This window comes from Amycolatopsis roodepoortensis (assembly GCF_024628825.1).
Lineage (GTDB): Bacteria > Actinomycetota > Actinomycetes > Mycobacteriales > Pseudonocardiaceae > Amycolatopsis > Amycolatopsis roodepoortensis.
In genome coordinates this window covers 5,508,531-5,531,159 of sequence record NZ_CP102415.1, presented here as the reverse complement: position 1 = coordinate 5,531,159, position 22,629 = coordinate 5,508,531, and the positions used below count along the sequence as shown (strand labels likewise).

The 22,629-nt window shown below is 66.4% G+C and carries 15 protein-coding genes and 1 tRNA gene; 2 read left to right on the top strand and 14 right to left on the bottom strand.

All coding sequences use genetic code 11. The features are described from left to right. Positions 1-158: 158 nt before the first annotated feature. Both NQK81_RS26315 and NQK81_RS26310 read right to left on the bottom strand, forming a co-directional pair. Positions 159-1,004: a S49 family peptidase gene (locus tag NQK81_RS26315; protein ID WP_257483635.1), complete on the bottom strand. Its 846-nt coding sequence runs from the start codon at positions 1,002-1,004 to the stop codon at positions 159-161. A 19-nt stretch (positions 1,005-1,023) separates the two neighbouring features. After that, positions 1,024-2,319: a histidine kinase gene (locus NQK81_RS26310; RefSeq protein WP_125679199.1), complete on the bottom strand. Its 1,296-nt coding sequence runs from the start codon at positions 2,317-2,319 to the stop codon at positions 1,024-1,026. 169 nt (positions 2,320-2,488) lie between these two features. Here NQK81_RS26310 and NQK81_RS26305 point away from each other — a divergent pair, with 169 nt between their 5' ends. Next, the gene (locus NQK81_RS26305) at positions 2,489-3,604 is read left to right on the top strand and encodes a serine hydrolase domain-containing protein (RefSeq protein ID WP_257483634.1); all 1,116 of its coding nucleotides are present in this window, start codon (positions 2,489-2,491) and stop codon (positions 3,602-3,604) included. A 13-nt stretch (positions 3,605-3,617) separates the two neighbouring features. On the opposite strand, the gene NQK81_RS26300 is transcribed toward NQK81_RS26305, so the two are convergent. The 3 genes from NQK81_RS26300 to NQK81_RS26290 form a co-directional block, all read right to left on the bottom strand. Beyond that, positions 3,618-4,481 (bottom strand): Fpg/Nei family DNA glycosylase, encoded by an 864-nt coding sequence (locus tag NQK81_RS26300; RefSeq protein ID WP_257483633.1) that lies wholly within the window; start codon positions 4,479-4,481, stop codon positions 3,618-3,620. A gap of 32 nt (positions 4,482-4,513) precedes the next feature. Beyond that, positions 4,514-4,954 (bottom strand): hypothetical protein, encoded by a 441-nt coding sequence (locus NQK81_RS26295; protein WP_034309559.1) that lies wholly within the window; start codon positions 4,952-4,954, stop codon positions 4,514-4,516. A 105-nt stretch (positions 4,955-5,059) separates the two neighbouring features. Further along, positions 5,060-6,613 carry a sigma-70 family RNA polymerase sigma factor gene (locus NQK81_RS26290; RefSeq protein ID WP_257483632.1) on the bottom strand — a complete coding sequence of 518 codons (1,554 nt, stop codon included), beginning with the start codon at positions 6,611-6,613 and terminating at the stop codon, positions 5,060-5,062. A 197-nt stretch (positions 6,614-6,810) separates the two neighbouring features. On the opposite strand from NQK81_RS26290, the gene NQK81_RS26285 reads away from it, so the two are divergent. After that, positions 6,811-6,883, top strand: a tRNA-Gly gene (locus NQK81_RS26285). Between the two features lie 609 nt (positions 6,884-7,492). Here the strand turns inward: NQK81_RS26285 and NQK81_RS26280 are convergent. The 9 genes from NQK81_RS26280 to NQK81_RS26240 all read right to left on the bottom strand — a co-directional run bounded on the left by NQK81_RS26280 (position 7,493) and on the right by NQK81_RS26240 (position 22,492). Further along, positions 7,493-7,786, bottom strand: a complete 294-nt coding sequence (locus NQK81_RS26280; protein WP_257483631.1) for a YiaA/YiaB family inner membrane protein — start codon at positions 7,784-7,786, stop codon at positions 7,493-7,495. Positions 7,787-7,907: 121 nt separating this feature from the next. Next, positions 7,908-8,123: a hypothetical protein gene (locus NQK81_RS26275; RefSeq protein WP_257483630.1), complete on the bottom strand. Its 216-nt coding sequence runs from the start codon at positions 8,121-8,123 to the stop codon at positions 7,908-7,910. A gap of 383 nt (positions 8,124-8,506) precedes the next feature. Further along, entirely contained in the window at positions 8,507-8,926 is a 420-nt protein-coding gene (locus NQK81_RS26270; protein WP_257483629.1) for a DUF4279 domain-containing protein, read from the bottom strand. After that, positions 8,926-15,783, bottom strand: coding sequence for an RHS repeat-associated core domain-containing protein (locus NQK81_RS26265; RefSeq protein ID WP_257483628.1), 6,858 nt, complete (start codon positions 15,781-15,783; stop codon positions 8,926-8,928). The genes NQK81_RS26270 and NQK81_RS26265 overlap by 1 nt, the downstream gene beginning before the upstream one ends. A gap of 51 nt (positions 15,784-15,834) precedes the next feature. After that, complete coding sequence (locus NQK81_RS26260; RefSeq protein WP_257483627.1) at positions 15,835-19,971, bottom strand: LamG domain-containing protein; 4,137 nt, start codon at positions 19,969-19,971, stop codon at positions 15,835-15,837. A 182-nt stretch (positions 19,972-20,153) separates the two neighbouring features. Continuing rightward, positions 20,154-20,555 (bottom strand): immunity 7 family protein, encoded by a 402-nt coding sequence (locus tag NQK81_RS26255; protein ID WP_126732528.1) that lies wholly within the window; start codon positions 20,553-20,555, stop codon positions 20,154-20,156. 10 nt (positions 20,556-20,565) lie between these two features. Next, positions 20,566-21,114, bottom strand: a complete 549-nt coding sequence (locus NQK81_RS26250) for a DUF2716 domain-containing protein (protein ID WP_126732529.1) — start codon at positions 21,112-21,114, stop codon at positions 20,566-20,568. Between the two features lie 187 nt (positions 21,115-21,301). Beyond that, a complete protein-coding gene (locus tag NQK81_RS26245) occupies positions 21,302-21,910 on the bottom strand; it encodes a class I SAM-dependent methyltransferase (RefSeq protein ID WP_257483626.1) in 609 nt (202 codons plus the stop codon). A 75-nt stretch (positions 21,911-21,985) separates the two neighbouring features. Next, the gene (locus tag NQK81_RS26240) at positions 21,986-22,492 is read right to left on the bottom strand and encodes a hypothetical protein (protein WP_126732531.1); all 507 of its coding nucleotides are present in this window, start codon (positions 22,490-22,492) and stop codon (positions 21,986-21,988) included. Positions 22,493-22,629: the final 137 nt, after the last annotated feature.

The window sequence follows — 22,629 nt, the reverse complement described above, 5'->3', positions numbered from 1 at the left end:
CGCTGTCGAGGTTTGTTGCCGTTCACAACAAAGCGGTATGTCCGATATGAGACCTGGTCTGAACCACTTCCGCCTACCACCGTTCGGGTGAATCCGACCTGCCCTGAACGCGAAGAACGGCCCGATCCACGAGGACCGGGCCGTTCTTCGCACGCGGGTCAGAGACCGAAGCGGCTCCAGGCGGCCTTGGTCTGGACGGCGTCCAGCAGCGCGCTCGCCGCGGCGGGAGCGCCGATGCCGAGCCGTGCCAGGAGCGGCTTCTTCGGTTCGGCGATCGCGATCTCGGCGTCCGGGTACCGCTCGGTGATCACCTGGCGGAGGCTGCCGACGCCGTCGACGAGACCGAGCTCGACCGCGCGGGCGCCCAGCCAGACGTCCCCGGTGAACAGGTCTTCGGAGCCGGAGAGCCGGTCGCCCCGGCGTTCGGTGACCCAGTCGACGAACAGTTCGTGGAGCTGGCCGTGCATCTTCTTCAGCCACTCGACGTCTTCCGGCTTCTCCGGGCTGAACGGGTCGAGCCGGGACTTGTTCGCCCCCGCGGTGTGCAGCCGCCGCTCGATGCCGAACCGCTCCAGCAGGCCGGTGAACCCGAAGCCGCCGCTGATCACGCCGATGGAGCCGACCATCGACGTCCGGTGCGCGTAGATCTCGTCGGCGGCGCAGGCCAGCCAGTAACCGCCGGACGCGGCCACGTCCTCGGCGAAGGCCAGTACCGGCACGTTCTTCTCGTCGGCGAGCTGGCGGATCCGCTCGGCGACCAGGCCCGACTGCGTCGGCGCGCCACCCGGCGAGTTGATCTGCAGCGCGACGGCCTTCAGCCGCTCGTGCCCGAACGCGCGCGTCAGCGCCGATTCGACGGCGGCGAGGTTGATCGAGCCCCTGGCCAGCGGCGACGGGGTCGGCGTGATCACCCCGTGCAGCTTCACCACGGCGACGACGTCCTTGCGTTCACCCCGATCGCCGATCATCGGGAGACGGGAGGTCAGCTTGTCCGCAACGCTCATACCGCCAGGTTACCGACGTTCACGACGGCAGCACGCCGCTGCGCGAACCGCTCACCCCGCTGGACTCGTTCGGACCGCCCTGTGGCGGGACGGTGGCGCTGTCGGCGGAGAAGTCCGGCAGATTGGGCCGCACGCCGGGCATGAACTTCGGCACCCGCAGGGTCACCTTCATGCCGGCACCGGGCGCCGTCTCGACCATGAGCGCGTAGTCGCGGCCGAACACCTGCTGCATCCGCTGGTTGATGTTGCCGAGTCCGACGTGCGCACCCGTGCGGTGCTGGCTGCGGAGGTCCGCGAGCTTGGCGGGCTCCATGCCGATGCCGTCGTCCTCGACGCTGATCAGCGCTTCGGCGCCGTAGTCCTCGGCGATCACCGTGACGCAGCCGCCGGACGGCTTCGACGCGAGGCCGTGTTTGACGGCGTTCTCCACCAGCGGCTGGATGATCAGGAACGGGACGACCACCGAAAGCACCTCGGGCGCGATCTTCATCCGCACTTCGAGCCGTCCGCCGAAACGGGCGTTCTCGATGGTCAGGTACCGGTCGATGTTCCGCAGTTCCTCGGCGAGCGACGTGAACATGCCCGACGTCCGGAACGAGTAGCGCGTGAAGTCCGCGAAGTCCTGAAGCAGCTCCCGCGCTTCCTCCGGGTCCGTCCGGATCAGCGACGAGATGGTGTTGAGCGCGTTGTAGACGAAGTGCGGCGAGATCTGCGCGCGCAGCGCCTTGATCTCCGCCTGCTGGAGCTGGTTCTTCGATTCGTCCAGGCGCGCGAGCTCGAACTGGGTGCAGACGAACTGCGCGACCGCGTCGGCCATCTGCACCAGCCGCCCGCGCGTGCGCCCGACGACCAGCAGCGCGGCCTCGGTCTCGCCCTCGACGATCAGCGGCACGATCACCGCGGTCCGCATCCGGCAGGTGCCGCGGTGGTTGCACGGCATCTTGTCGTGCGCGACGACCTCGCGCCGGTGCTTGCGGATGGCGTTGCCGATGGCGTCGACGAGGTCGACGTAGTGGTCGTTGGCCTCGCCGTCCCACGACAGCAGCGTGCCTTCGCTGTCGGTGATGCCGACGGCGACGCAGTCGAGCATCTCCAGAAGCTGGCTGGTGATCTTGTCGGCGACCTGCTCGTCGAGGCCCTCGCGGAGATCCGGTGTCGCCTTCGACATCCGGTGGACGGCCTGCAGCACCGCGTTCTCGACGATGCTCGCGGGACGCCTCAGCTTGATCAGGAGGACGACGACGAGGATCGCGAGCAACAGCGCCACACCCCAAGGGATGATCTGCGCGATTTCGAGCCCGGACACGGCGTCCATGCTCTGCGCTCGACCAACCGGGTGCAAGGCCTGCTCCCCACTTTCCGTTGAGTTGTGACAACTGAGGGTGGGGCCGACCCTACCCAAGACCCGGGCACTGTCCCCATGGTCACTCCCCGTCGCGCGAAGAAGACTGTGCGCAGGCAATCGCTTCCGGGGGAGGAACACAATGCGCGGATCGGGGAAACTCGCGGCGGGGGTGCTGGCGGGGGTCCTGCTGGCGAGTGGGACGGCGGTCGCGGCCGGGGACCCGGTGCGCGCGGCGGTCGGCGATCTGGTCGGTGAAGGGGGATTCCCGGGAGCGGTCGTCCAGGTCCGGACCGGTGAGGCGGTCTCGCGCTTCGGCGCCGGATACGCGAACCAGGCCACGCGCGAACCCGCGGGGCCGCACCACCGGTTCCGGATCGCCAGCAACACCAAGGCGTTCGTCGCCACGGTGGTGCTGCAACTGGCGGGCGAAGGCTCGCTTTCGCTCGACGATCCGGTGGAGCGACGGCTGCCCGGTGTCGTACGCGGACCGGGCTACGAGCCGGAGAAGATCACGCTGCGCATGCTGCTGAACCACACTTCCGGCGTGCACGACCCCCTCGATCCGCATTTCTTCGACCCGTACCTCGTCGAGGGCAACCGGGCGCACATCATCACGCCGCCGGAGGTGATCCGGCGGTCGCTCGCCGACCGGCCCACGTTCCCGCCGGGCACCGGCGTGAAGTACACGAACACCGGATATCTGTTGCTGGGCAAGGTGATCGAGAAGGTCACCCGCAACGACGTCCGCGAGGAGATCCAGCGGCGGATCCTCGATCCGCTCGGTCTCGGGCGGACGTACTTCCCGCTCTGGTCGCCGTTCCTGCGCGGCCCGCATCTGCACGGCTACGACATGCGCGGCGAGGACATGACGGTGTTCAGCCCGTCGTACGACTGGACCGCGGGCGCGATGGTGTCGACCGTCGACGACGTCGCGACGTTCCACCGCGCGTTGCTGGCAGGACGGCTCCTGGCACCCGCGCAACAGGCCGAACTCAAACGGCTCGTGCCGAACGACGAAGGCGGCGCCTACGGGGCGGGGATCGAGACGCTCGACGTGAAATGCGGCGACGGCGTGAAGACGTTCTGGGGCAACACCGGCGCCGGGCCGGGCTTCTTCAGCGTCTCGATGAGCAACGCCGACGGCTCGAAGCAGATCGTGCTCGCGCTGAACGTGTACGACCTCGCCGCGGACGTGCACGGCGGGCAGCGGGTGCCGAAGCCGCCGATGCCCGCGGTGATGGCCGCCCTGTGCTGACCGCATTGGCGGGTCACTTGAGCAGGCGCGACATCCTCCGGTCGGCCAACGGCTTCCCGCCGGTCTGGCAGGTCGGGCAGTACTGGAAGGACTTGTCCGCGAACGAGATCTCGCGGATCGTGTCGCCGCAGACCGGGCACGGCAGCCCGGTGCGCGCGTGCACCCGCAGCCCGGACCGCTTTTCGCCCTTGAGCCGGGCCGCGGACTGGCCGACCGACCGCGTCACCGCGCTGGTCAGCACCGCGCTGATGGCTTCGTAGAGCCCGTCGAGCGCCCCTTCGGACAGCTTTCCGATGGTGGCGTAAGGCGAAAGCTTCGCCATGTGCATGATCTCGTCCGAGTAGGCGTTGCCGATCCCGGCGATCAGCGACTGATCGGTGAGCGCCGTCTTCAGCCGTTCGGTGCGTCCGGCGAACAACTTCTCGAGGCCCGTGCGGTCCAGCGAAAGCGCGTCCGGCCCGAGGCGCGCGATACTGGGGACCTCCTTCTCCGGATCACGCACGATCCAGACCGCCAGCCCCTTCTTCGTCCCGGCCTCGGTGAGATCGAAGCCGGGCCCGGCGGCCGCGTCGAGGTGGACGCGCAGCGAGATCGGCCCCTTGCCGGGTTTGAGCGGCGCCGGCGCCAACGCGTCGGACCAGCGCAGCCAGCCCGCCCGCGCCAGGTGGACGACCAGATGGAGCTCCCCGACGACGAGATCGAGGTGCTTGCCGAAGCGGCCGGCACCGGTGACCTCGCGGCCGTGCAGCTCCGTCCACGGCGGTGTCGCCGTCTTCAGCACACTGAGGGACGCCACGTCGACACGGAAGACCGTCTTGCCCACCGCGTGTTCACGCAGGTGGTGAGCGAGCGCTTCGACCTCGGGTAACTCGGGCATGGCCCCAGTCTCGCGCGTTCAGGCCGCCGCGACTACTCCACCGGGTGCAACGGGCCGTCGAAATCCGGCAGCGAGTGCTTCTGGATGGTCTTCGAGATCTTCGAGACCTCGCCGCGCACGGTGAACATGCCGCGGATGGTGCCCACCCAGCGCTCCGAGGGCCGGTCTCCCGCGAGGTCGCCCTCGGTCTCGGCGACGACGGTCCACGGGCGGCGCAGGATCCACCGCAACGGGAAGAACAACGCGACCAGCAGGAGTGCCAGCGGGACCCAGGACGGGATTCTCACGTCGGCGGGGGTCCACATGATGAGCACTATCGCGAGCAGCGCCGTCACGGCGACCATCGCGATACCCGGGCCGTAGCTGCCCGCCACATCGTGCTCGAAATCGTCCGCTGTCGCGGGAGCACGCCATTCCATCTGGGCTCGGACCACCCAGTCACGGCCGTCCTCGCCGTGCACCAGCCGGTTCATTCAGTCGCCTCCCGCGCGGCCGCTCGCTCGTCGTGAGCGAGCTCCACCGTACCGTGACGGGAGCCGGATTCGCGAGAGTTCGAAGGCGATATGCCCGCTCGGGCGTTATGGGCACGTCGGGTAGTCGACACCCGGTTCCGGATAGTGGGAAGTCGGTTCGACCGGGCTCGGCTCGTCCTTCGACGGCTCGCCGGACGGGGTCCCGGTCTCGCTCTCGGGCGTGCCGGTCTCCGGCGAAGTGGACCCTTCCGGGTCGGTCGTCGACTCCGGCGTGTTCGACGGATCCGTCTCGTCCCGGGTGGTCGTCGAGGTCGGGCTCAGCGACTCACCGGGCGGGATGTCGTCCCGTTTCGTGGTGGTCTGGTTCGTGCCGGTGCCCGGTTCCGGGACCTCGTTCCGCGGCGCGGTCTCCTCCTGCGTCGGGTTCTGCTCGTCAGGCGGCTGCACGACGTTCTCGGCGCCACCGTCACCGGCGTCCCCGCCGCCGACGTCCTGCCGCGACGTACCGGCACCCGGCAGGCTCGGCAGGTCGGAGACCCCGAGCTCCGCGCCCGTGCCCTGCCCGGTGACGGCGGGCCGGTCGCCCTTGCCGTGCATCCGGTCCTCGGCGATCCGCTGCGGCGGGAGCTCCACCGGCTTGCCTTCGGTGGGCGGCGCGACCTGCGCCGGCAGCAACGCCAGCTCCGGCTGGCCGCCCCCGGACAGGCCGACGGTATGGGTCACGTCGGTGCCGAACACGGCCGGACCGGCGACGATCCCGACCGCGCCCGCGGCGGCCGTCGACGCCACCGCCAGGCCCACCTTCACCTTCGAGCCGAGCAGAAGCCCCTTGACCGACGCGGCGAGCCCGGACAGCGCCCCGCTCGCGTGCGCACCGGCGGCCGCCGGCACCAGCAAGGCGACGACCCCGGCGTGCGCCCGGAGCGATGAGCAGACGTCACGCAACTCGTCGTGCGTCGCCCGGCAGGACTGGCACCCGATCAGGTGGGTCTTGATCCGGCGGGCCTCGGCCCCGGTGACGCTGCCCGCGGTGAATCCGCCCAGCTTCTCCACCACGGCCCGGCACGAATCCGGCCCGCGGTTCACCGACAGATGCGCCTGGAGGTACGCCGCGCGCAGCCCCTGCCGCGCGCGACGGGCCAGCGCCGCCGTCGCATTCGCGCTCAACCCGAAATGCGGCGCGACCATGGCCGGCTGCTCGCCTTCGACCTCGGTCTGCCACAACACCGAACGCCACCGCTCCGGCAGACTCGTGAAGGCCGTCGTGATCAGGGAATGTTCGGCCGTACGGGCATGCGTGTCCGCCCCGGCCCCGGCCCGGAAGGTCAGCTCGTCGTCGCTCACCGGCACGTCACGACGTGCGCCGTGCCACTCCCACGAGACCCGGCGAGCCACCGTCAGCAGATACGCCCGGACGTAGTCCCGCGGCCCGGCGCCCCGGCGCAACGCCTGAAGCACCCGGAAGAAGGTCTCGGCCGTGATGTCCTCCGCCTCCGACCGATCGGCGGCCAGGCTGCGGGCCAGCCGGCGCACGGCGGCGGCGTGAAGTTCGAAAAGCTCCCCGAAGGCGGCGTCCTCCCCGTCACGGAGACGCTGGAGCAATGCCTGCTCGTCGGATTCCGAGGCCGCCTGAAGCGGCACCGTGCCCTGCTCGGTCATCCGGCCAGGCACCTCCTCCCCGAAGGACTCACCATTCGGTCGAATGGGGACACCATACGGAGGTATGCAGCCGTCGTCACCCCTTGTACGCCAGGTGTGACGCCGGAGCACCTGGAGGGGTGGGTCGAAACCGCTACAGAGGGTCGGTGTATGGTTGTTCCACTGCTTCAAACGAGTACCGGAGCAGAGCAACACATGCGGATGTAGCGCAGCTGGTAGCGCATCACCTTGCCAAGGTGAGGGTCGCGGGTTCGAATCCCGTCATCCGCTCGCAGGTGGGTATCCGCGTCCAGGGAACGCCTGGACCAGGACCTGCTCACCATGATTCCCGGGGGGCCGAGCCTCCCCCGGACCCCCACGGTTCGTTCACCTCACCTTCCCGGGTGAGTATGGGGCACGTCGATCTTCTCCCCTTCTTAGCGTCTTGTTTCGCTCGTTCTGGCGGTTACTAAGTGCTACATGTTCGGCGAGTGGGTTCACACGACCGTAGTAATTCGGATTTGCGCGTATGCGGGCGAGGAGCAGGCGCCTGCGGCCGACGCCGACGGGTCACCAGCCGACCGTTCGGTAAGGGGTGCGTCGCGACCGGGCTGAACCCCGTGACGGCGGCAGCGGCCGCCACCGCTCGTCCCGTCACGAAGAACTGCAGCGACGTCAGCGCGGGAGTGACCGGGCCTGGATCCCAGGCGCCCCACTGCCTGGATCAGCCGAGCACCCGTCGCGTACGGCCGCGTAGTGGCCGTTAAGGGCCATGCCGATGTAGCCGGCCTCGTCGATTTCGAGGATCTGCCCCGAGCAGGGGACCCATGTATCACCTGGACGCAGCGAATCCCCTAGTCGAGACCATGGTCGAGAATGTAGCCGTGACCCCAGGGGCAGCTAGAGTGCGGGCGTTTTGAAGGGGTCGTGTTCGGCGAGGAGCTTGTCGACCCGGGCCTGGTCGACTCTGCTGACGACGGTGTTCTCGTCCTGCCGGTCACGGACGCACTTGGCGAGGGTGAACGCCGAAGTGGTCAGGAAGAGCATGCCGAGGGCGAGGAAGCCGCGGACCCAGCCGTCGACCGGCAGGTACCAGATGCCGATGACGACCGCGAGCAACGCCAAGCCGAACGAGAGGGCGGCCTGGACGAAGAACGCGACGGTGATGGGCGGCGCTGCGGAGGTTTTCGTCATGTGTACCACGGTCGCGCCGACGACTCCTCGCTGTCTTGAGTACTGCTACTCAAGAAGGGTTGCGATTCAGGAGATCAGGCATCTCTAGTCGATCGAAAGTTCCACCACGCAGTTCAAGATTCTATTTTACGAACGACGCAATGTCGTCAAAAGCATCTTCAGCTTGCCCGCCGAGCACGGGATCCTTCAAAAGTTCACGCAACTTCGAAACTAATTCATTCGACACTTCTCCGTGCAGGCGTGCAACATGCCCGACGCAGGTGACCGCGAGTGCGCGTATCTGAATATCCAGGCTCGAATTCAGACATTCCAAAAGGAAGGTTTGCAACCAGGCCACGTCCGACTCGTTGAAAGTCAGATCAAGCAAGGCGCTCGTACCTTCGACGACCCTTCCCGCCCTGACATCGGCAACATTCGACTTACGCCACTGCGACAAATGAGACCACCAATCGCCCAAGAGGGTCGATCAAGCCTCGCTTGATCGACTTGCCCGAAACCGCAACCGCTTTTCAATTTACAGGTCTGACCGACGACGATGTTCTCGTCTTTCCGGTCACGGACGGACTTGGTGAGGGCGAACAGTGAATTACCAGGAAGAGCGGATACGACAGCGAGAGCTTGCGAACTCGTCGGATCTCCTGTTCAAACCATGGCCGCAGTCGACCTGACTTATGTCGAGACAGTTGATCAAGCCTTTTTTACATGCACCATCTTGACGAGTCAGCTAATCGATTCACAGTCATGGTCACAATCGTCGGTCATGATGTCGAGAATTATACGCCCGCCAATTTCAGCTAGGCTAGATATCAGATTGGCATCGAACCCCACGCTATCCTGTCCTCGCCGAGGCTCCCATCCAATAAAAACGTTGATGCCATCAGCCTGACGGCCGACTTCGATCAGTCCCTCTCTGTATGTGCAGATCATTTCAGCAAGCAGGTCGAGTTGTCGCTCAAGTGATTCACCTTCCTTCCCGTAGAAGTCGACGATCCACCAGTGATCACTGGGCCTCCCCCTGCCGTCAAGGTCTGTCGGACGGCCGACGATTCTCTCCACTTGCTCAAGAGAAAGAGCGCCCAATGGAACTCGTAGCGAAACTTTTGCCCAGCTTCCTTGCGTTCTGTAATCAATCTCGCCCATCAGCGCCGACGCCCTTTGGAATATCCACCCCTGCCATAGTCATCCCCATCCGAAAGGTAGTCGTGAATGTTCCCAATCGAATCCTCGGCAGGGCAACCGCAGGGTAGCTTGGTGTGAATTTCCCCGGAATCCACATCGACCATGATGTCCGGGTTGCTCCGGGCTCCACCGATTTTACCCTGCCTCTTCACGTCGTGAATAGCATCCTTGACTTCTCGGACTTCCCGGCCAAGCGAACGTGAGATCTTGGAGTATTTGTCAGCAAACCTACCCTCGGGACGCACATAACCGTCACCACAGTTGTGCACAAGACTCGGTACGACGCCGACGAAGAAGGCATGAATCTCGTCGATCGTGAGGTCGTGGACGGGCGACACCTGCGTGAAGTGCCGAACCGCAGTGACGACCGATGACCGACCATCCGGCGAGTGTAGATGCTGACCAGGGACCAGGTCACCGATCGCTACCCAGTCATCGGCTTCCTCCACCCAGACGAGATGCCAGTCCGTCGCCACGATGGTGTCCGAAACACCACCGGACTCGACGGTGATCTCGGTCCGTTCGTCCTCGTCGTCGTGCACGATGGTGCCGACGACGCGACGCCGCTCCAGGCCGCCGGTCTCCGGGTCTGTCGTCTGTACTTCATCGCCGATCCGCACCTGCTCGATCGGCTTCGTCGTGCCATCCGACATCAAGACCTGCGTGCCAGGGACAAAGCTGTTGCAGCCCGAGTCGCTCGCCGCGGCGGCACCGCCCATGGCCGCGGCCGCGGCACCGACGACGCCCTCGCCTTCGCTGACGGCGACCACCACTTGGACCGCGTTCGCCGCCGTCGCGGCGTCGGCGAGGATGCGCTCGGTGTCGGCGATGACCTTCTGGGCCTTCTCCACCTCGCGGCCGAAGGTCACCAGAGCACGTGCGCCCTTCCAGAAGCTGGCGACGATCTCGCCGACCTTCAGGATCTTGCCCCAGGGGATGAAGTTGAGGAGGGTGCTGATGCACGAGCCGACCGAGCCCTCGATGCAGCCCATGATGTCGTCCCAGCCGATGAGACTCTTGATCAGCTCACCGGCCGCGTCTATGAAGACGTCCCATTTGGACTTCTTTACAACGGCTTGCGCTTCCTTGTAGGAATTCTCGTTGTAGCCCCGTTTGACCTTCTCCTGCTGCGCGGCCGCGTACTTCTTGCCCTGCGGTGACGACGGTGAGCTCGCCATGACAGTGCAGCTCTTGCTGCTCTTGGCATTGCAATAATCAGCTTGTTCGGTGCCTTCGCGGCAGAACAGGCCGTCCTCGCCCATATGGAAGCAGGCCGACATGCCGGACGGATCCGTCATGGTCACCGGCGAGTTGTTCGCGTAGGAGTACGGGTTCCACAGCTGCGGCACTGCCGGGTCCAGGACCGGGTCGGTCTTGGTGAACCTGCCGATCGCCGGGTCGTACTCGCGGGCGCCCAGATGGGTCAGTCCGGTCGCGTCCTGGTAGCCGCCGACGAAACCATGCTTGTCCGGCCAGGTGGAGGGTGCCGGGCCGCGTGGATTGCCGAACGGATCCATGTAGCGCTGAGTGGGTGTGAGCGTCCCCGCGGTGATGGCCAGGCCGTTCGTTCCGTGAAGATCGCCGAGCATCCACTTGAGGGCGGAGCCACCGACTCGGACCGCGACCTGGACCCCGCCGTGCTGGTAGAAGCGGGTCGCGGAAACGCCGGTCGTGCCAGTGGTGATGACCAGCTCGAGATCGCCGATCGACAACGTGGTGCCGGTCGGAGCGCGGGTGACGAGCCGGTTGCCGTCGGCGTCGTAGAGGTATTTGCTCTCCCCCGTCGGTGACGTGACACCGGCGGTTCTTCCCTCGTGGTCGTAGCTGAAGGTCTGGGTGTCACCGCCGACGTTCCTGGTCAGCAACGAGCCGGCTTCGTCGTAGGTGTAGCTGCTCGTCGAAGTTCCGTTCGGACCGCTCGTGTCCACCTTCTGCAGGGCGTGCGGCTTGACCGCGGTCGGGCCTGCCGCCGGATAGGTGGAGGTGCTGGTGACGTCCCCGGTCGACTTGTGGTCGATCTCCTTCGTGCGGTTCCCGGTCTTGTCGAAGGAGTACGACTTCCAGTACGGCGCGGCACCACCGAGCGCGGACGCCGATTTGGCCGTCGCGCAGTCTCCCGAAGACGGAGTCCAGGCCTCGGTCAGGCGCCGCTGGTGGTCGTACTCGAAGCACTGGGTGTCGGCCGGTGCACCTGAAGGGGTGTCGGAGATCTTCGTGACGTTGCCCGCCGGGTCGTAACCGTAGGTCCGGTTGGTCAGCTGTGACCCGACCTGCGTCGCCCGATTGACGGTGGTCGTCTGCGGACGCCTGGTGACCTCGTCGTAGGTCTGGGTCACGCCGACGTTCGCGGTGGACTTCTCCCCGTCGAACTGCATGCGGGACATTTCGTTGAAGGAGGTGTAGTCCGTCTTCGAGACCAGGTTCGTGGTCGTGCCCAAGGCGTCGATCGCATACGTCGTCGACGGCAGCCCGAGTTCGTTGTAGGTGTGCCGGACGTGTTCGAGCGGCAGGTTTCCGGCCTTCGGGCTCACCGTGGACGCGACAGCACCCGTCGCCGTGTAGGCGGTACTGAACTCATAGGTCCCAGCCAAACCCTTTTCGACGGCTGGGACATCGACGGCCTTCTTGGTCGGCCTGCCGTACCTGTCGTAGGCCACGACACGGGTGACGTACGCGTCCGTGCCCACCCACCGAGTCGACGAAGCGGGCAGCCCGATCCCGTTGGGGATCGTGTCGTAGGTCCAGCTCGCCAATTTGGTGCCGGTGGGCGAGTCGGCGTTGGTCTGGGTCTTTCGCCCGAGTTTGTCGTAGGTGTAGGCGACGGTCTTGCCGCGGGAATCGGTGGACGAAGTCAGTTGCCCGCCGTCGTCGTAGGTGTAGGTCGACCTTCCCGCGTCCGGGTCCGTCTGCCAGATCTTGCGGCCACGCAGGTCATAGCCCGTCGACCAGACGTTGCCTGCCGCGTCGGCCATCGACGTCATGGCGCCCGCGGCGTTGTACGTGTAGTTCGTGACGTCGGCCGGATTGGCCGCACCTGGCGTGTACCCGTTCGTGTACAGCAGTCGCTGGACGGTCTGCCCGTGTACGTCGGTCACCACGGTCTGCGGCGACGCACCCCGCGGCGGGATGGTCGTGACCCGGTCGCCGCCGTAGATGGTCGACGTCTGCCACTGCTTGACGCCCTTCGACATCAGGATCGACGCCGTCGCACGGGCACGGCTGTCGTACTCCGTCACGGTCTGGTTCAGCACCGTGTTGTCCGCGACGGTCACCAGCTTCGGCACCGGCCCCGAAGCGTCGTTGAAGTAGCCGTTGTTCGACTTGAACGGGAGACCGCGCGAGTCGTAGACGGTGTCGCTGATGATCCGGCCGCCACCGGATGCCGCGGACTGCGCTTGCCTCGTCCGCCCGAGACCGTCGTAGATCGCGTACGACGTCGTGTACTGGCCGTTGTCCTGTAAGGCTTTCGTCGCCACCGTCGTGGGGACGGCGGTCGGTGACGTCGACGCGTCGGTGTATTCGAAGGTCGCCGTCGCCTTGTCACCATCGAGCTTGCTACGCCCGGGATTCCAGACCGCTGTCTTGCGCCCCAAGGCGTCGTAGGTGATGTCCGTGCGGACCTTGTTCACGTCGACCGAGAACACCGGGTTCCCGCGCGCCGGTTCCTTGGTGGTCGTCGAGACCCAGCCGAGTGGGTTCGTAACGGCGACTTCGGCGACCTGTCCTCCGGCGCTGTGCGTGTACGCGGTCTTCGTCACCGCTCCCGCCACGTCGGTCGACAGCGTCTCACGGCCGTAGCCGTCGTACTCGTTCGTCGCGGTCGTCACGAACTTCTTGCCCGTGGCGTCCCAGGCGCTCAGCGTTTCGGTGCGCGTGATGTCGCCCGCCGCCGGCGGGGCACCGAACGCCTGCTTGTCGTAGGAGACCTTGACGTTGGTGATGACCGTGGACGCCGTCGCCGTGCCGGAACAGAGCCCGGCGAACATCACGACTTCGCTCGACTTGTCGAACATCCCCGTAGCGGTGTTCGGGACGTAGGTCGTCTTGGTGCAGGTGTCGTCCGTGGTGACGCCGGTGTCGCCGAGATCCTCCTGCTCGATGACGAGACCGTTGTCGTTGAACTTCTTGTTCACCTGGTTGCGGCGGTACGTCTTGCCGTCGGAGAGCAGAGTGCGGCCGCGCACCGCCGCGGTGTCCACTGAATGTGCTTTGAGCAGGCCGTCCGCGCTCGTCGCTGTCGGACCGCGTACCCAGGGGTCGTTGATGGCCGCGTTGTCCACCGTCGTCGTACCCGGCAGATAGGTCCTGGACTCGCGGAGGAACCCCTGCAAGGGATCCTGATCGACGATCGTTCCCTTTTCGGAGTCCTCGACGGAGACCGAACGTTTACCGCCGTTCGGCAGGTGGTCGCCGTCCATCCCGCGCAGGTACAACGACTCCGTCACCGTCTGGGTGGCGGACGGGTGGCCGATGGACGTCCGCACGACGCCGTAGCCACGCCATTGGCTCCAGGTCTTCCGCTCCTTGGGCGTGAACTGACCCTCGTCGTAGTGCCAGGCCGCGTCGCCGAGGTAGTCGTAGTGGGTCTTGACCGCGACTCCACCCGCGGTCAGGTCTTCTTCGGAGATGTCCGTGACGACGTACTTGTGAAACCAGTCGAGGACCGGGTCCTTCGCCGAAGGAGGACTCCAGAAAGACGCGTAACACCGCATCGTGTCGGTCTCGGGCGACGCGGGCATACGTGTCCCGGCGACACAATCAGGGCCGGAGTAGGCGACACCGATCCGTCCGCCGGTCTCGGTGCGGATCTCGTTGATCCGGTACCGGGTGATCGGGGAGTACTGGTCGTTGGCCGTGTCGACCCGGTTCGCGAACATGAATCCGCCGAAGGTGGTGGCGGGGCGGGTGATGCTCCCGACCCCGCCCTTCCCGGTGTGGGTCACCGAGGAGAGCCACAGCGCGGACGGCGAAGCGTCTCCGGTGCCGGGGAACGTGTGGGCCAGGTTCCAGACATCGACGTCGGTCTGGGTGCCCGCGTTGTTGTACTGCGTCCGGACCGTGGTCAGCCGCTTGCGAGTGAAGAAGGCCGGCGAACCGTAGTCACAGGGCTTGTCCTTGGCACAGATCTGCTCGAACGGGACGTCCGGCCAGGACGAGGCTGTCGTGGAGTTCAGTTGCTCAGGAGCACAGGTCACCGCTCCGGATGGGAGGCAGCGCTCCGCCGTTTCGAAGACGATCTGGTTCGTGGGTGCGGAGCCGTAGACGCTGCCGTCCTTCAGCCGCAGGCCGTACTCGATCCGCAGGGGATACCCGCCCGCCGTGTACTCGGTTCCGGCGGTCGTGACGTTCTGGTTGAGCCCGTAGTAGTTGATCTCCGGCTGGTAGTAGTACGTGCTGGCGTTCCCGTGGGGATCCACCACGTAGTCGAGGTTCCAGCGCCAGGGCTGCCGGCAGGACGAGCCTGCGAAGTTGTTCGGCTTGTAGCAGGCTTCGCCGTCGTTGTTGCCGAACACCGGGACCGTCCACGTGGACTGGGTCTCGGGTTTGCCGGAAGACCAGCCCGGCGGGCGGTTGAGTCCCAGGAAGTACTGGGTTCCGTCGCCGGTGGTGACCTTCCAGTGCTGGCCATCCTGGGCGTTGTTCGCGGCACCGCCGAGCAGTTCGATCTTGGAGCCGTCGTCGTTCTTCGGCCGCCACTGATTCGTCCCGGCGAGTTTGATCAGTTCCGTCGACTTGCCGCCGAGGACGAGGGTCGCGTTGTCGATCCCCCAGCACTGGTCACCGGTCTTGGTCTGTCCGTTGTTGCCGCCGAGGTCCTCGCTGCAGGGCAGGTAGTTGCGGACGACATAACCGCCAGGGGTGAAGTCCCACCCGTCACCGACCCAGGACGACTGGTTGTTCGTCGCGGAGGTCAGCCCGTCGACGCCGCTGGACGAGTAGGAGAGCGCGAGACTCGGTACCGCGCCGCTCGGAGCGGCCGGGGCCGCGAACGGGTAGTTGTAGGAGAAGGCCCCGGAAGATCCGCCGCTGGACCACGATCCGGCCGCGGACAACGGCTGAGCGGACACGTTTCCGGCGGAACCGCTCGCCGCGGCCGTCACCGCGAAGACCCGTGGCGCCGCGCCGGCGAGCGCGACATCCGCGGAGACCTGACGCGCCTTGCCGTTGTTCACCGTCCCGGGCACCGGGGTCTTCGTCCGGCACTCGGCCTTCTCCGGTGTCGCCAGCGCACAGCCCGGCAGTTCGACCAGCTGCAACCGGTCGGCCCAGCCGCCGCCGTAGGCGTTTCCGAAAGCCCCGTAATCCACCGCGACGTTCACCGGCTCGGTACCCACGCCCGTGTCGGCCACGGTGAGCACCACACCGCGGAGCCCGAGTGCCTCACTGGTCTTCTGATCCGCGACGCGTACCCGAGCCTTCGGAGCGGGTCCCGCCTTCCTGGCGGTGAGGTCTTTCGCTCGAGCCCAGCCGACCTTCACCGGGGTGCCGTTCGCGGCGCTCTGGACTCCGAGTCCCTGTGGCTGCCGACCATCGCGTGCTCCGGCCCGCAGTTCGACCTCGGCTTCCGTCGCTCCCGGCCAAACCGGCGGCGTCACCTTCGCATCGGGCAACATCGGCGGCGGCGACGGCGGGGCGACGAGCGGGGTGACCGGGACGCTCTGGTCCTTCTGCCCCGGCCCGAGCGACCAGCCCGGCACGTTCCCCTTGCTTTCGAGCGCGATCGCCGCGCCACCGGACGCGAGCATGATCGCGGACACCGCCAAGGAGGTGACGCGGGAGAACCGGCCGATGCGGGTCCAGCGGGTTTCTTTACGCATGACGAAGCCTGCCCAAGGTTCGGATGGAGCGTCTGCCTGGCCGAAGAGACGTCAGGGGTGGTCGAGGATCATGTCCGCGGCGATCCGCTGCGCGTCCAGCACACCGGTGTAGACGCGAACGCCGCGGACATCGCCGTACCAGTAATCGGATTTGAGGCCGGTCCACACGCCTCGGCCGATGAACAAGCTCGCGATGTCACTGTTGCCGCTCCAGCCGGCGACACCGGTCTGGCACACGGGCTGGAACTGCCTCTCGTCGGTCTCCGCGTAGAGGCACGCGACATCCGAGACCGCATCGTAGGTTCCGGTCAAGTGCGTCCAGGTGTTCTCGTCGATGCTTTCCGACGTGACACCGACCATCGGAGTCGGCTGCCCGGCGACGGCCGACGGCGAACTCGTCAACCAGCTCCACTTCCCGTACAAGTTGCCTGCCGCGTCCTTGGACGGCCTGTATCCCAGGAGGAAGGGTGAGAACTTCGGGTCGTTCAGCGCGACAGCGGCTCGAGCGGCGTCGTCTCCACCCACACCGTTCGAAGGACTGCGTAGTTTGGCGTCTTGGACATCCTCCGGAGACCACTTGTGCCTTACCCAAGCTTCCACAGTGAAGCTCCGGTCGGCGCGAAGTGCGGGCGGGCGGGGACTCTCGATCTCACCACTCCAGGACTTGTCGAACTTCGCGACGTTGACGCCGTTGTCGTTCACCATGGCCGCGCCACCCGAGATGACACCGGTCGCGCCGGTGACGCCGTCGGCGGTACTGCCGTCGAGCTGGTAGTTCGCCCGGAGCACCGCGGTGTTGGCGAGGCCGGCGGCCTCGGCGGCGGGCAGCGCGCGATCCCAGACCTGGACCTGGTCGATGCTGCCCTTGAAGCGGCTCGCCGGCTGGCCGTACCACCGCACCATGCCGACGTTGAATCCACCTGTGGCGGTCCAGGTGGTCCCTGCGGGAATGGTCGTTTGCCCTTCGAGGACGCCGTTCACATAAATCAGCACTTTGGCAGTGGACGCGTCGTAGACACCCGTCAAATGCGTCCAGACACCCGCCTGCGGGACGCTGGTGGAAATCGCCCACCGATATCCGTCTCCGTCGATGTCCGCCGACGGAAGGCCCATTATCCACCGGTTCACGTCCGGGGAATAGCGCAGTTGAAAGCCGCTGGAACGAACGCCGTCTTGCCCGGCCACAGGGTAATAGTCATTGGTATCGGCCAGTTTTGCCCACGCCGAAACCGTGAAACTCTGCGCGGTGTCGATCACCGGCGTCTTCGTATGACCGTAACCGCTTCCGCTGCTCACGAAAGCCTGCCCGGACGACTGCCCGACCTTGCTCTCCGTGGCGGATTGCCCGGCGGAGTCGCTGTAGCCGGTTTCGAACCCGGAATCGGACGTGAACGTGAGCGCGCCGTCGTTTCCGGTCGCGTCCACCGTGTTGCTCTCGAGCGCGTACTCACGGACGGCCGACAGGCCGGTCGGAACGCCGTTGTTCCCATGCAGCGAAACGACTTCCGCCGCGGTGAGCGCGCGGTCGAAGACCGTGGCCTCGTCGAGCTTCCCGGAGTACAGGTAGGTCCGTACGCCACCGGACTTCCCGCCGCCCGCGACCAACGGCCCCACTCCGTCCACGCCGGTGGCCGGGACCGTGGCCTGCGGTTGTCCATTGACATAGAGCGTCGCCGTTTTCGCCACGGCGTCGTACACACCGGTCAGGTGTGTCCACACCCCTTCCGCAGGGGCAGCCGTGGAGAGGGCAGAACTCTGAGTCGAATCACCGATGCCGAACGCCCACTTACCGGATTCGTGATACTGCAAGGCGAAACCGCTGCTCTGAGTGTCGTCCTGAGACAGGACGACCCGCCTGCTGGTCAGCCCGGTCGGGTTCACCCAGGCGGAAACCGAGAACGACTTCGTCGTGTCCACCACACGCGCACCGGTCGCGAAGTAGTCGCCTGCCTGGCCCGACAGAACCGCGCCTTCCCCGATCTTCCCTCCGGCGAACGTTCCCTTGCCTTCACCGACATATCGCAGACCGGTCGCTTGAGAAGCGCCGTTTCCTTCGAACTGCCATGAGGCGAGAGGAGCCGTCACGTCGCGGACGCTGAAGTTGTAGTCAGTCCTGGTCGACGGCGTCTTCGCGCGGTTGCACGACCAGACACTCAAGACATGCGTGCCCTTGGTCTGCGGGGCGATGGCGACGGTGGCAGGCCCGCTGTACGCGGCGGGCTTCACGGTGCCGGGCTCGGTACCGTTGCAGGTAGGCGGCGCGGTGTTGTCGAGCTTCCACACATAGCTTCCGACCGAAGTCGGAGTGTTCGCCACCGTGAAGGTGAAGTCACCCGCCCGGCCGGGACCACCGCCGAAGGCGCCACTCGGATACGTCTGGGACGACACCGATGGCGCGGCGGGAGGGGACAACTGCACCTCGACCTCACACGCGACGGACCAGCTGGTCTCGCGGCCATCGGTGACGTGTACGTCGTATGAGTACAAGCCGTCCGCGTTCATCGACGCGGTGGACAAAGTGGCCTGAGCGTTGCGATTGGCGACGGTCGAGTCACTCAAGACGTTGTCGACACCGGCCTCACGACCGTCCCACGCGTAGTTCCCGGTACTCACCCAGCCCTTGTAGACGCGAAAACCCGCGTAGAGCATGCCGCCGTCCGGGTCCCGGACATTTGCTTTGACCACATAGCCGGTGCTTGTCGGGCCGAGGATGGCGCGGCTGCGTGGCATGCCCGGAACGTAAGTAGGGCAGGGATAGGTGGCCGTCCCGTTGACGATGGCGAGGTTCAACGGCCTGTTCGGCTGTGAGTTGTAGGTGACTGTGAACCCGACCTGGGTCGAGTACCTCTTCCAAGTTTTCTGGTCGTTCTCGTCGGGCGAGACGATGCCGAAAGTGAAGGTCGGCCCTCCCGCTTCCACCAGCTGTTTGATCGTCGGAGTCACGTTGAAGCCGACGTTGGTGGGGCAGCCGCTCACGGTTCCGAAGCCTGCCCACAAAGCAGGGCCGCTCCCGAACTTCAAACCCGGCGTGATCGGATTCGTCAGCATCACGTTGTTGGAATGCCTGGGCTCGCAGGACTTCGCGCTGTCCACCGCAAGGGTCAGGGACGCGTCATAGATCAGCTTCCCGCCCAGCCCGCCGAGGTTCATTTCGACGAACGAGCGTGCGGTGACGAGATTTCCCGCGCAGCTCGATCTGGAGTCGTAGATGTACCCCGCTTTGAGATTGGCATCCGAGTCCCATACCGCGTCACCCGGAGCCGCGGAAGCACCACAGGCGTACTGGACCAAGTAGTGGTTACGGCCACAGGTGGAGCAGTAGTTCGTCTGCCAAGTGGGGTCGACGTAGACCGGGTAGGCGGCGTTCGCCAGCAGATCGGCGTCGGGTGTGAGGAGCAGCGACTTACCGGCGATCTCGGTCTGCACCTTGGCCTGACGGCCACCGGCCGCCGGGCCGCGGACGAAATCCGTCGCGCCGGGTTCGACTCCCGACGAGTCCCACATCAAGGGCGCTTTGGCCAGGAAGACATCGGCACCCTTGGTGTCCTTGACCCGGAGACTGCCGTCGTCGTCCTTGGTGAGCTTGCCGTTCTTCACCGGCACGCCCAGCTTGATCTTCGCGATGGCCGGGTGCTTCGCCGCCTCCGGCGTCTTGATCACGACGACCTCGTGGACCTTGTCCACGTCCACCTCGACCTTGAGGTCGACGCCGGGGAGCACCTCGGGATAGGTGGCGATGGCGCCCGAAACGACCGGCTGCGGAAGCACCCCTGGCCAGTCGAGCCCTATCGACGTGCCCTTGGCGCTCAACTGCAGCAGGGGTGCGGTTCCCGCGGTCTGAACGTCCCCGCGACGACCTGCGGAAAGGGAGATATCGGCCATCGCGGCCTTCGGCGACAACCCGTTCGGCCCAGAGCTCAGAGTCGAGTCGGCCGGGATCCAGCCACCGTCACGAGGGACCCGGACCGGGCGGGTGTTCTGCGTCAAGGTCACGGAGCCATCCGGGTTCGCGAAGGATTCCGAACGCTCGGAGGTCAGGTCGTCGATCCGGACCTTCTTCCGGCCCTGCTTGGCGAATTGCGTCGCGGCCGCGGTATCGGGAGCGGAATCCGGCACCATCGACGGCGCGGAGGTCGCAGCGACCCCCGGATACGCGAAAGCCGTGGCTGGGAATACCCCCAGAGCCACGGCCGACACCAAGACGACGACACCGAGACGCGATCTCAGGCACGACGATCTCACGGCGAATCCCCCTCGTTCAGCGGGGATATGCCACCCGCACCCGGATGAACTCTGTCCTATTCGGACGGGCGGGGATAGCAGCCGAACAGCCTAATTCGATCACTCACGAAAAGCGCTGGCCAGACAGCTCAGATCTCGTAGCCGTCCATCACGGTCGGCGCGACCGGCGACAGGTGCTCGTCGCCGCGTTCGGTGACCAGGCCGCGGGCCATCCGGTACACCTTGAACTCGTTGTCGTGGTCGGGATCCTGGTCGTCCCAGACGTGCAGGAGACCGTAGGAGCCGGGCGCGAGGTCGCCGACGCGGGTGAACAGGTCCACCAGCTCGGGCGCGATCGCCGTGCCGTGTTTGTCCATGCCGCCCAGGTGCAGCACCGGCACCCCGGCGGCCCAGCGGAGGTCGAGCAGGTCGGCGTCGCCGAAGTCGCGGACGGCGCGATGCACCCGCTCGACGATGCGCTCGAGCAGCGCCGCGTCGTCGTCACCGGAAGGGCTCGCTTGGATGGTCACCCACCCGTGGTATTCGAACACCTGCCTGAGTTTAGGCAGGTCCGCCCGCCATCACGGCCGGCGCCCCGTCGCGCCGCAGCGCGTTCTTGAAAATCTGCCCGCCGTGCTTCTCGAAGGCGGGCACGAGCTTCTCGCCGTACACGCACAACGTCCGTTCCCACGGGTGCCCGAGCGTGCCGAAGCGGAAGTCGTTCGCCAGGAACATGTGGTAGTCCGTGCGCGGGAACACCGGGACCGGCCACGGGTCGAGCGCGGCGTGCCGATGCGGGTAGAAGCGGTACGACTGGTGTTGCCAGTGCAGCACCCAGACCCACTCGTCCTCGGCGACGCAGTCCTTCAGCGCCGCGAGCGCAACGCGGGCGACGTCGTTCTGCTCGACGGCGTACGGGCCGAGCCGGAATTCCGGTGACGAACGGTCGAGGCCGCCGGGGGCGAGATCCCAGGCGACGGACGGGGCGGGTTCACGGAAGCCGGGCCAGGCGTGCGCGTAGGTGCTCGGCCAGAACGCGAGCTTGTCGTAGACCCAGTACCAGGCGGGCTCATCTGCGACCCTGGAGATGGCTTCCCAAGCGTTGTTCACGAGCGACCCTCGGTGGTTCGGCCGGTTAAGACTGGGAAAGCTTCGTGTTCAGGGCCCAAGTTGTCCAGCTCGTGGGCACACTCCGCGAAACTGTCACCTGATCAGGTGTCTTGCGTCGCCGCCGGAACCGTGAGAATGACGGTGCGTGAACGGCGAGCCCACCGAACGCGGGCTCGCCGTCGTCCGATCACGCGGCCGCCTCCCAAAGACTCATGAAGGCCGAAGCCTCACTCCGCACCCATGGCCGCACCTTGTCGCGATCGCGCGGCGACAACGCGAACTCCTTCGAGCGCCGGACGTCGACCACCAGCGGCCGCCCGCCCGGCCGCAGCTCCTCCATCGTCTGTTCGAGCAGCCACAGCACCATTTGCGCGGCATCCCGGCTCAACGGCTCCTCCTTGAAGTAGAGCCAGGTGACGTACACGGGGCCGTCGCCCTTGCGCAGGCCGAGATGAGGATTGATGCCCACCTCGAGCGAGCCGAGCCGCCATCGCGACCGGCCGACCTCCGCCAGCCGCAGGTCACGCCTGCCGACGTAGCGCAGCCAGCCGTTGGCGATCTCGGTGTAGTGCGGTCGCGTGCGCTCGTCCGCGTTCTCGACCAGTGCCCGCAGCACCTCGCGATCCCGGCCGGAGATCCGCCCGGCACGGATCGCGTTCGCGGCGCGGAGGTAGAAGTTGAACCCGCCCCGGGCCGGGTCCTCGTACTGACGGCGCCAGCGCCGGACGAACGAGGAACGCGAAGGACCCGAGCTCGTGCTGTACCCCACGAACGTGGGCAGGGTGATGTAGGCCATCCGTGTCTGCCTTTCGCCGCTGTTCCTGCTGTACAACGACCATTTTAGAACACATGTACGACAGAAAACGGGGCTTTACGGGTGACGCGGCGAAGGAGGCCAGGGCCCTTCGAGCAGCTCGGCCGATTCCTCGAGGATCGGCACCTCGCAGACGTCCCTCGGGGTGAGGTCGGTCGGGATCCAGCCGTCGAGCATCGCCGACCACCGCGCGATCCCGCGCAACGACGGCGGCGACCCGAGCAACTCGCCCACCTCGCTGACCAGCGCGCCGCCTGCCGCGGGCGAAAGACGGCCTTCGACCATCGCGGTGAGCCAGCCGTGGATCAGCAGCCAGCGGGCGGCCGTCGGATCGGCGGGCAGTTCGAGCCCGAGTTCGTCGACGACCTGGCCGAACGCCTTGTCGACGGCGGCTTCGGCGGAGGATTCGAGCCCGGCGAGCAAGGCGAGGGACGGGGTGTCGAGTCCGGCGACGATCGCGTCCAGGCCCGCCTCCACCAGATGGGAGGTGCGGACGTCACGTCCGGCGAGCCTGCCGATGGCCAGCTCGCGCAGCGCGCCGCGACACGCGTCGATTTCCGTCACCCGGCACTTCCCACGTCCGCCACCGTACCGCTCCGGACAGTGCTGGACCTGCGCCGAAACGGACGCAAGAATGAGAAAGACCAATATCAACCACCCGTCCGGGTCATGCGACACTGGCTGCCCACACCCGGCGGCAG